At 34.4% G+C, this 10,774-nt stretch carries 9 protein-coding genes, 1 pseudogene and 1 other annotated feature; of the genes and pseudogenes, 7 read left to right on the top strand and 3 right to left on the bottom strand.

Annotation, left to right across the window (positions count from 1 at the left end; genetic code table 11):
* The coding region (locus KFD70_RS27780) for a helix-turn-helix domain-containing protein (RefSeq protein ID WP_431613519.1) at nt 1-238 on the bottom strand (238 nt) is incomplete at its 3' end.
* 423 nt (nt 239-661) lie between these two features.
* Nucleotides 662-1,480: a pyrroline-5-carboxylate reductase gene (gene proC / locus KFD70_RS27775; RefSeq protein ID WP_431613518.1), complete on the bottom strand. Its 819-nt coding sequence runs from the start codon at nt 1,478-1,480 to the stop codon at nt 662-664.
* Between the two features lie 276 nt (nt 1,481-1,756).
* Nucleotides 1,757-1,969: a binding site (T-box leader), on the top strand.
* 83 nt (nt 1,970-2,052) lie between these two features.
* On the opposite strand from proC, the gene proB reads away from it, so the two are divergent.
* The 6 genes from proB (at nt 2,053) to KFD70_RS27745 (ending at nt 9,324) form a co-directional block, all read left to right on the top strand.
* The gene (gene proB, locus KFD70_RS27770) at nt 2,053-3,207 is read left to right on the top strand and encodes a glutamate 5-kinase (RefSeq protein WP_420792388.1); all 1,155 of its coding nucleotides are present in this window, start codon (nt 2,053-2,055) and stop codon (nt 3,205-3,207) included.
* 165 nt (nt 3,208-3,372) lie between these two features.
* A complete protein-coding gene (locus KFD70_RS27765; protein ID WP_336454511.1) occupies nt 3,373-4,620 on the top strand; it encodes a glutamate-5-semialdehyde dehydrogenase in 1,248 nt (415 codons plus the stop codon).
* Between the two features lie 84 nt (nt 4,621-4,704).
* Nucleotides 4,705-5,313 carry a dihydrodipicolinate synthase family protein gene (locus KFD70_RS27760; RefSeq protein WP_336454512.1) on the top strand — a complete coding sequence of 203 codons (609 nt, stop codon included), beginning with the start codon at nt 4,705-4,707 and terminating at the stop codon, nt 5,311-5,313.
* 417 nt (nt 5,314-5,730) lie between these two features.
* Nucleotides 5,731-6,723, top strand: coding sequence for a DUF4046 domain-containing protein (locus tag KFD70_RS27755; RefSeq protein WP_336454513.1), 993 nt, complete (start codon nt 5,731-5,733; stop codon nt 6,721-6,723).
* 346 nt (nt 6,724-7,069) lie between these two features.
* Entirely contained in the window at nt 7,070-8,314 is a 1,245-nt protein-coding gene (locus KFD70_RS27750) for an NAD(P)-dependent malic enzyme (protein WP_336454514.1), read from the top strand.
* A 659-nt stretch (nt 8,315-8,973) separates the two neighbouring features.
* The gene (locus KFD70_RS27745) at nt 8,974-9,324 is read left to right on the top strand and encodes a DoxX family protein (protein ID WP_336454515.1); all 351 of its coding nucleotides are present in this window, start codon (nt 8,974-8,976) and stop codon (nt 9,322-9,324) included.
* A gap of 273 nt (nt 9,325-9,597) precedes the next feature.
* Here KFD70_RS27745 and KFD70_RS27740 read toward each other — a convergent pair.
* Nucleotides 9,598-9,858 (bottom strand): annotated as a pseudogene (locus KFD70_RS27740) (IS3 family transposase); the annotation flags it as partial.
* Between the two features lie 505 nt (nt 9,859-10,363).
* Between KFD70_RS27740 and KFD70_RS27735 the strand changes: the two are divergent.
* A partial coding sequence (locus tag KFD70_RS27735) for a pyrroline-5-carboxylate reductase family protein (protein WP_431613517.1) occupies nt 10,364-10,774 on the top strand: 411 nt, incomplete at its 3' end.

Here is a 10,774-nt window from a genome sequence, read left to right as displayed (position 1 = left end):
GAAGAGCAATACTATCTACTTCTTTTAACCAAAGTGTATCCTGTTGCTTTTTTAATTGAGTAAGCTCGGCAGAGCAAGAAGGATAGGTTAATCCTTTTCCTGTCTCTTTATAGGTGTCATTCCAGAGAGCAAGAAAATGGTTATATACAAAGCGACTGCAACCGATAGTTTTAGCAATTAATATTTCTTGTACCTTATTTGGATAGATACGAAATTTATATGCCTGATTTACTAACATGGGTTGCACCTCACTTTTTTCGTAGGATACCTACAGTATACTAAAAAAAGTAGGCTTACGCCTACCGACATTCATCTCCCACCTAAAATTGGTGTTTTCACACCTTCACATTTTTGAGGAAGGAGTCTTCTGTCGGAAAACGATAAAATCGTACTGTTTGGGGTCCCACTTCATCACCATCAAGCTAATATTTTCACATCCCCCTAAATTAAAATTTTCTTTCTCTACAGATAGCAATTCTGAGAAGCCGCTCATTTTTTCGTTTTGGGGGCATTTCTTTTTCTTAAGTTGATGGATGTGTGGTACTACCCCTATATAAAAGAAAAAGATAAAATGGACAAATTCAAATAGGGATGAATTTGTCCATTTTGTTTGCTATTGATAGTGAGACATAATGTAAGTCAAATGTGATAAACTTAGTTTTTACTCTTTAGTGAGACTGGATAATTCAACAGATTTTTGAGTACAACGTTTCATAGCTGAAATGATAGCTGTTCTTAAACCTTTTTCCTCTAATGTTGCTACAGCTTCTATCGTCGTTCCACCTGGAGAACAAACCATATCCTTTAATGCACCTGGATGTATTCCCGTTTCCAATACCATTTTTGCAGAACCTAATACAGCTTGAGCCGCGAATTTATAGGCTTGATTTCTTGGCATACCATCTAGTACAGCAGCATCTGCCATGGCTTCTATAAACATATATACATATGCTGGAGAAGAACCACTAATAGATGTTACAACATCCATTAATTTTTCACTTACTATCTCTGCCTGACCAAAACTATTAAATATATTGAGTATCTCTTCTAAATCTCTTTCTGCAACCATTTCATTGGAACATAACGCAGACATTCCTTCTCCAACAAGAGCAGGTGTATTAGGCATTACTCTTACAACCTTTAACTTTTTCCCGAAAGCATTCTCAGTACTCTTAATACTTTTTCCCGCAGCAATAGTTACGACTATTACATCGGTTTTTATCTGTTCTTTTATTTGGTTAATTACGGATAAATATAGATCTGGTTTGATTGATAAAATTAAAATGTCAGCATTCTTAGCTACTTCATTGTTGTCAGTAGTTGTAGTTATGTCATATTTTTCACTAGCATTTTTTAAATTAATGATGTTTAAATCTGAACAAATTATTTTATCCGGAGAAACTATATTTTTATTAATCATCCCACCTATCATAGCGATACCCATGTTTCCACATCCGATGAATCCTATTTGTTTGTCCATAATATCTCGATCTTGCTCCTTTTATAATAAATTATATCAGTTTGAAGTTATTATTTTGAAAAAATTAAAAATATCCCATGCAATATAAAAAAACATTTTAAGAGAGTGCATTGTTTTTTGCAATACAAAAAATATATAGAAATCGGTTTTATTCTGTACGAAACGCGTATATTCTAAATAATTTAAGCTAAGGGCTTTTTAGAAAATTTCTTTATTTAATAAAAACGCCTCTTGACATAAAAATGCATTATATTACATAATGTATAAAAATCAAATTGAAAATCGTTGAAGGGAACTAGTACATATGTCTTCTTGCGAAAGAGAGTGGAATTCACTGGCTGAAAGATTCCTCGTATAGAAAGTATCGAACCTATCCCTGAGTCTTAAACGAAAGTTTAAGCGTATGCCTTCGTTACAGGTGTTAAGCGGATATATATATTTATATCAATGAAGGTGGTACCGCGGAACAATGACCGTTTCGTCCTTTTTTAGGGCGGAGTGGTCATTTTTATTTTGCCCTTTGTTGCTAGATAGCCAGTATTCATTAGGGAATTCTTTGCTAAATAGCATGTATAGAAGCTAATTTTGCAAAAAACTTTGAATTTAGACTAGGAGGTACAAAAGTGAAAAAACAACGAATTGTTGTGAAGATTGGAAGTAGTTCTTTGGCAGCTAATCATGGTGGAATCTCTGAAGAACAGCTTTCAGATCACGTTGCTGCTTTGGCGCGACTGAAACAGGAAGGACATGAAGTGTTGCTAATTACATCTGGGGCTGTCGCTGCAGGTTTTTCCGCTCTAGGGTATCCTAGCCGACCTGTGACAATAAAAGGAAAACAGGCTGCCGCGGCTGTTGGGCAAAGTCTGTTAATGCAGGCGTATACGGAAGAATTCCATAAATATGAGATCGTTACTGCGCAACTCTTGCTGACGAGAAGTGATTTCTCCAGAAAAGAACAATACAGTAATGCCTACGCCACTTTAGGGGAGCTACTAAATCGTTCCGCTCTTCCTATAATCAATGAAAATGATTCTATTTCTTTAGAGGAGCTGACATTTGGTGATAATGACATGTTGTCTGCTTTAGTAAGCGGGCTTGTATCAGCTGATATGCTCATAATTTTTACAGATGTGAACGGTTTGTATGACCGAAATCCTCAAAAAAATCCGGGTGCAAAAAAATATTACTTTCTCCCTGAAGTTACGGAAGAAATCGCTGCTCTTGCTGGAGATGCTGGATCAAAACTTGGAACTGGCGGAATGAAATCGAAAATCGATGCTGCAAAGACCGCACTATCACTTGGAGTGAGTGTATTCATCGGAACAGGGCGTGGACAGGAGAAGTTTTTAGATGTTTTGAAGGGGAAAGGTGACGGAACGTACATCGGTAATGCTCCTCAAAAAGTGATCAAGATGAACAAGCAATGGATTGCGCTACATTCTGTTGTCAGCGGACAAATCGAAGTGGATGCCGGAGCAGCCGCTGCCATCATTCAGCATGGAAAAAGTCTTCTCCCTGCCGGTGTTACCAATGTGTCTGGGTTCTTTCAAGCAGGCAAAGTCGTTGAGGTCATCACACAACAAGGACGCGTCATAGGGAAAGGACAATGTAGATATAGTGCAGAGGAATTACAAGATATAAAAGGTATGCAGAGTCACGACATTCAAGTTCAAGACGAAAGACATAGCTATGAAGTCATTCATAGGGATAATTGGGTTTCATTTTAAGAGTAGAGAGGATTCGTTCAAGTGAAGAGAACAGAGTCCTCCGTCTTAAATCTGCTTGATTCACCTAATATCTATGTAGAAGAGTCTTGGATGGTAGGGCCAAGTTGTCAGAGTTAAACACGCTTCAAGTTTTATATTTTAAATCTTTAAAAGGAGGAAATGAAAATGAACGAAGTGTTGGAAAAGGGACAAAAAGCGAAAAAGATTGCTGGAGAACTTGTACTCAAATCCACTAATCAAAAAAACAAGGCACTTGCGGCGATTGCTGAGCAATTGATAGTAGAGACACCCTATATTTTGAAGGAGAACAAACGAGATATCGAAGAAGGTAAAGCGAAAGGAATGTCTGCTTCTATACTTGACCGCCTAATGCTGAATGAACAGCGCATTATTGATATGACAGAGGGTATCCGGCAGCTGATTGATTTGCGTGATCCTGTTGGAGAATGTGTAACCGCATGGGAACGGCCGAATGGATTGTCTATTCAGGAGATGCGTGTGCCACTAGGTGTTGTCGGGATGATTTACGAGGCGCGACCGAACGTAACAGTTGATGCGGCCACAATTTGCTTAAAAACAGGAAACGCAGTGATTTTGCGTGGTAGTTCTTCCGCTACTTATTCTAACAAAGCCATCGTTGCTGTCATTCACCGAGCGCTCAAACAATCGAGCTTGCCTCCAGAAAGCGTACAGCTCATTGAAGATACGTCAAGAGATGGCGCAAAGCAGCTGTTTACATTAAACGAGTACTTGGATGTTCTTATCCCAAGAGGTGGCAAGCAGCTAATAGATACTGTAGTGAGAGAAGCGTCTGTTCCTGTATTAGAAACAGGTGCGGGAAATTGTCACATTTTCATTGATGAAACAGCGAATAAACAAATGGCATTTGATATTATCATAAACGCCAAAACGCAGCGTCCATCTGTATGTAATGCAATTGAAACGATTATACTTCATGAGAAGTGGGCGCAGCGCTTTGGTACCGAGCTCTTTTCTTCCTTAAAGGAAAGAGGAGTGGAGTTGCATGGGGATAAGAAGGTATTGGTAATGGATTCCTCTATTGTAACTGCTTCAGAAGAAGACTGGGGAAGAGAATTTTTGTCTCTCACGCTAGCAGTCAAAATTGTCTCCTCTGTTGAAGAAGCGATTGACCACATCAATACTTATGGATCCATGCATTCCGAAGCGATTATTACAGAGAACGAGGAAAACGTCAGCAAGTTTTTCACGTCCGTCGATGCCGCGGCGCTCTACCATAATGCTTCGACTCGCTTTACTGACGGTTTTGAATTTGGCTTCGGCGCAGAAATCGGTATCAGCACACAAAAGCTGCACGTGCGGGGACCGATGGGTCTGTCTGCATTGACTTCCACAAAATATGTGATTCGTGGGAATGGACAGATTCGGATATAAGAAATAGAAGGACAGAGGCAAAGTAAAGAGGGGGCTTTGCCTCTTTAATAGACATAAAAAGACTATTATTAGTGATGCGATGTTTTGTTTGGTGTCTCAGCTACAAGAACAAGTGATGCGATAAAGCTTATTCAAGCAATTGAAAAGTCTGTCTTCGATATAATTCTGCTTGATTTTCCACCCTATATTCAACCAACACAACAACAGGCAATTTTCTATGTTAATGAATTGTTTAAGCATACGACTAAAAAAGTTGTTCTTTATAATAACCCTTTTCGAACTGGTTTTGACTTACGGACTGAATCTCTTAATATTCTTATTACACAACACTCTAATCTTATTGGGCTTAAAGAGGAGGGCGATATTAATCGTTATAAAAATACAAAACTACCTGATGATTTTATTTTGTTTGCTGGAGGAGATATCAATTTCATAGAAAAGATAAATAATGGATGTAATGGGCTTTCTAGTATGGTAGGGAATGTTTATCCCAAAGAAATCAAGCAAGCGTTCAATAACTTGTTAATGAATAGGCCGGTTGACCACTATAAGATAAAACAATTAATTGATGAAGTTACATATCATCAAACTATTATGAATATAAAACAACATTATAATAATCTTGGTATAAAAGTAGGAACTTGCCGGGCACCTATTAACACTTATAAGGGAACAGTCGTTCAAATAGTATAATCAAACAAATTCTTACTACCAAAAGTCAAAATCTATTGCTGGCATCGTTGCCGTGTAAAATTCTTATCAAGCACAATCGTTTCAATAATTTGTGCTTTTAAAAAATTACAGAAGATAGACTTTTTGAAAAATACCTTTCATTGTACATTAATATACGTCAATAATCTCATTGAGCAAGAACCTTAGTTACAAAAATTTTAATTTAAAAATTTTTGTAACTTTTTGTTTTTTTATGTCATCTTTATTATAAATTAAAAAAATGATTCTATTAAATTTTTGTTCTTTCTTCATCATATGCATCGCTTCTACTCCATAAAGTAAATAGCAGCAATTAATAAGGGCGTTTTATTTTGCATTAGGGAAGAAAGGGGTATCGCCACATGTCCTTTACTAGTTTAAATGGGAGAAAGTTTTGAAGTGCAAACAAGAGCAGTGAAAATAGAGGAAATCTATCAAGAAGTATTAGACGGTAAAAGAAGTAGGTTCCCAGCGAATACATGGAAAGAAGATGACAATAGAGATCTATCTAGAAGAGTAACAAAATATTTAATTGAAACAATTTTAAAGTGGAATGAAGAGGATATTAAACAAAAATGGAATACGCCTTTAATTATAAAATATCGACTACTCGGTGCGCTCAAACATGGTTATGATAACAGTCCATACAAAATGATTGAAGACTTATATCCCAATAGATTTAAAGAGTGGGAGTTTAGTATGACACCTTTAAATTTTTGGACTAAAGAAAAAGCTCTTGAAGTATTAAAATGGACTATTGAAGAAAAAGAACAGCTAAGTAAAGTACAACTACTAAAGATATACGGAAAAAAATGGGTAAAAGAAAATAAACTCAGTGCACCATTAGTTATGTATTGGAATGGTAGCCCTTATGCAATGATAAACGCTTTATATCCTAATAAATTTAAAGAATGGGAATTTAGTATGACTCCTAACAAGTTTTGGACCAAAGATAAAGCATTAGAGGCACTAAGATGGACTATTGAAACGAAAGAAAAGTTAACTCCTGCTCAATTATTACAAGTTTACAGTGTAAAATGGCTAACTATTCATAAATTAATCTCTCCTTGTCAGATATTATGGAAGAACAGTCCGTACTCTATGCTCAATGAATTATATCCGGGTCAAAATAAAGAATGGGAATTTAAATTTACACCTACCGGATTTTGGACCGAAAAAAAAGCATTAGAGGCGCTGAAATGGACTATTGAAGAAAAGGAAAAACTAACAGAGGAGCAATTACTATCTACATACACACAAAGGTGGTTAATAAAACATAAATTATGGACGCCATTAAGAAGATATTGGAATGGTAGTCCATACGAGATGTTAAATGCTTTATACCCAAATCGCTATTCAAAAGATATGTTAAAAGGTTATAAAAATAAATAATGGTTACTAATACATAGGAATAAGCCAAAAGACCATCGCTATCAACCTGACGAAATTAAATACCTCAAAAATGAAAAATTTGAATCTATTAATACGGATTCAAAAAGAAATATTAATAAATTTTAAAACGTTAGTTTGTGTCTTCTTTTGTAGCTATCAATATAAACTGAAATTGAATTTTTAGAAGAATATGAAATAAATCAAAAAGAAATGATGATTATATTAGAAATCCCACGTATAGTCATAAACTATCAAGTTTAAGATAGAGGTAATAAAAAAGTTGATTTAAACAATTCCTAACTTAATTATAGGAAAATAAAAAATTTAATTATAGGAGCGAAATTATATGTCACCTTTACGCGATGAAGCATTAAAAATGCATAAAGAAAAGCAGGGTAAGATCGGTGTTTATCCTAAAGTTAAAGTGCAAAATTCGACAGATTTAAGTCTTGCTTACTCACCAGGCGTTGCTGAACCATGCTTAGAGATTTATAAAGATGAAAGTAAAGTATATGATTATACAATGAAAGGGAATCTCGTTGGAGTTATATCCGATGGAACTGCAGTACTAGGTCTTGGGAATATTGGGCCTAAAGCAGCTATGCCAGTAATGGAGGGAAAAGCTTTACTTTTCAAGTCATTTGCTGAGATTAATGCTTTTCCTATTTGTTTAAACACTAATAATCCAGATAAGATTGTTGAGGCTGTTAAATTATTAGAACCCAATTTTGGGGGGATAAATTTAGAAGACATTGCAGCACCTCAATGCTTTGAAATTGAAGAGCGCTTACGAAGATCCTGTGATATTCCTATTTTTCATGATGATCAACACGGTACAGCTATTGTAACTATTGCTGGCCTAATTAATGCTCTTAAGTTAGCAAGTAAAAAAATGGAAGATGCGCAGGTTGTTGTAAATGGCGCTGGTGCTGCTGGGATAGCTATTGTTAAGCTGTTACTTCATATGCATGTTAAAAATGTTATTTTGTGTGACACAAAAGGGATAATATATGAAAACCGACCTATTGGCATGAATACACTTAAAGAAGAAATAGCTCGTATTACCAACATAGAACAGAAGCGGGGAACATTAGCAGACGCTCTTAGTGGTGCTGATGTATTTATTGGGGTATCAGCTGCAGGTGTAGTTGATGAGGAAATGATTCGTTCTATGAATCATAATCCTATTATTTTTGCTATGGCTAACCCTACACCTGAAATTATGCCTAATAAAGCAAAAATGGCTGGTGCACTAGTAGTTGGTACAGGTCGTTCTGATTTTCCTAATCAAGTAAATAATGTACTAGCATTCCCCGGAGTTTTTCGTGGAGCTTTAGATGTACAAGCAAAAGAAATTAATGAAGAAATGAAGCTAGCAGCTGTTTATGCAATAGCTGAGTTAATTTCAGAAGAAGAGCTTCATGTAAACTATGTCATTCCAGATCCGTTTGATCCTAGAGTGGTGCCGCATGTGGCATATGCTGTTGCGCGTGCTGCAATGGAAACTGGTGTTTCAAGAAGAAATATCAGTATAGCTGAAATTAAAAACAATCTATTAAGATTATCAGAAGAGACAATTGTATTGAAATAAGTATTTGTCTTGAAAAAAGAAAATGTTATGGAGCAAAGATTGCATGTATTTGAAACAGGCTATCCCGAATGAGATAGCCTGCTATATTTTTAAAACTTTTTAATTGTTAATGCATTTATCTTGAAGTTTTGACACCAAAATGACTTTTCTAATACTTAATATTTTTTTGTAAAATCATGTACTTTTTGATTAGATTTTGTAGTATTAATTATAAATTAAAGATACGCTTCTATTAGAATAGGTTTAAAAGCGTGTAAACTCCCCTTATAAAAAAATTGTCAATTTTTTTATAAGGGGAGTTTACATGATGGTTTTTATTGGCTTAGATTCTTTTACTTACAGGCTATTTATAGAGATTAGTAGTGAGAAAGCGGATAAATCTATGTTCTTAAGAAATTTAACAAAAAATCACTTAATGACCATTGATTATTATCAGAGTGGATTTTTGTAAACATGTAAAGGACGTGTTTATAACTTTGATTTAAATCAACAAACCCTTACTTTAATAGATGAATAGCAAAAGGTCTTCTACTTAGTTCTTAGCGTATAGAACGTTAAAACATGTATGTTACTCTTTCTATTATCTATAAAATACATATATATCTAGTTATTTGTAAATAAAATGGAAACGAACAAAATCTTAAAAGGAGCGAACTTGAATGATGATTGTTCTTCAGGTAGTTTTAGCAATTTTTATTTTAGTAGGGGGATTCATAAAACTTTTCCGTATACCTTTTCAGATTGAACATTGGCAACACTATCAATATCCATTATGGTTCATGTCTATAATCGGTTTTATTGAAATTGTTGGGGCAATAGGAATAATCGGTGGTATCTGGAATCCATACTTAGCAATCGGATCAAATATATTATTAGTAGTTCTCATGGTCGGAGCCATTCATGCTCATATTTTTCGGGCACATCAATCTATCTTAATGATTATTCCTGCAACACTCTGTTTAATATTATCTACGACGATAATTATTTGGAACTTAAATGTATTTTCTTAAACTTAACTATAAACTTCCACTTCAAATAATAGGAGTTATATAAATAACAATTTTAATTAAATAAATATAATTTTAAAATTAATAATTATTAAAAAATATTATATAAGATTTATTTAAAATGGTAATTAATCAAAGAGTATTAATGCCGAAAAAATTATCACCACTTTACTTCTGCTTTTAATGATTATATGAATGGAAAGCTCCTTTATTTCTTAAAACGTACCCTTGTAAAGGACATACAAAAGCCTAGGTAACTTTAAGAAGGTGATCTCTTTATTGCATAGGGATAACCTTTTTTAAATTCCATTGGTATATGTAGTAAATCATATATTGTTTATTTTCTTTTTTTAATTTATCTAGAGTCTTTAATAAAGACTTCATCTTTCAGAGGACCTAAAAAAGATTCTTGGGAGAGTTATCCCAACAGTTTCCTCTTCGTGACATAGATTATTGTAACCCTAGTTCCTTAACTGTTTTTTGGAAATTAGGATCCGTATAATGAACTCCTTAATTTGAGTGAATCAATGCACCTTTTGCTTGATACTTACTTGTTCGTTACAAAAAGCCAACATCTCTCGCCAGATCCCGTAAGGTATTTGGAAATGAGATATTTTGAATCTCTTGAGCAAATAATTGTAATTCATCAGATACAGAAATAACCATACAAAAACGTCATCTTTTCCTATGATTCTACAAAAAGAATAGCGCGTTTTTTCATTTTAGGTGGGATTCTGTGTTATTAACTTGATGGAAATGGGATAAGATTAGATCAGTCTGTCCAAAATCAGAAAGAATTCATTCACCAATTGTTTGGGCTTACAGCATAAGATATGATTCCGCTAGGAATATATGCGTTTTATTCTCTTTCGTGTTATTTTTGCACCAGAACCCTAATAGGTGGGTTGAACAAGAAATAAGAGACTAGTCTCGATATAGTTTACAATGTTTATTTCTTCTATACGGGATATCATTAATTTTCTTAGAATAATAATTTCAAATCAATAAAAATTTATAATAAAAGGAGCAAGATCGAATTATTATGAATAAACAAATAGGATTCATCGGATGCGGAAACATGGGTATCGCTATGATAGGTGGGATGATTAACAAAAATATAGTTTCTCCGGATAAAATAATGTGTTCAGATTTAAACGTCATTAATTTAAAAAATGCTAGTGAAAAATATGACATAACTACAACTACTGACAACAATGAAGTTGCTAAGAATGCTGATATTTTAATTTTATCAATCAAACCAGATCTATATTCATCCGTAATTAACCAAATAAAAGAGCAGATAAAAAACGATGTAATAGTCGTAACTATTGCTGCGGGAAAAAGTATTAAGAGTACTGAGAATGCTTTCGGGAAAAAGTTAAAGGTTGTAAGAGTAATGCCTAATACACCTGCTCTTGTTGGAGAAGGAATGTCTGCGTTATGTTCCAATGAA

Origin of the sequence: Bacillus pfraonensis (assembly GCF_050768835.1) — a bacterium.
In the GTDB taxonomy this organism is placed as follows: Bacteria; Bacillota; Bacilli; order Bacillales; family Bacillaceae_G; genus Bacillus_A; species Bacillus_A pfraonensis.
Note: the sequence above shows the minus strand (reverse complement) of the source record. Positions and strands in the feature narration are given on the sequence as shown.

Excerpts from the sequence above, each read along its gene's own strand:
- proC (WP_431613518.1), bottom strand. The coding sequence starts at position 1,480 with ATGGACAAACAAATAGGATTCATCGGATGTGGAAACATGGGTATCGCT.
- KFD70_RS27765 (WP_336454511.1), top strand. The coding sequence starts at position 3,373 with ATGAACGAAGTGTTGGAAAAGGGACAAAAAGCGAAAAAGATTGCTGGA.
- KFD70_RS27750 (WP_336454514.1), top strand. The coding sequence starts at position 7,070 with ATGTCACCTTTACGCGATGAAGCATTAAAAATGCATAAAGAAAAGCAG.
- KFD70_RS27745 (WP_336454515.1), top strand. The coding sequence starts at position 8,974 with ATGATGATTGTTCTTCAGGTAGTTTTAGCAATTTTTATTTTAGTAGGG.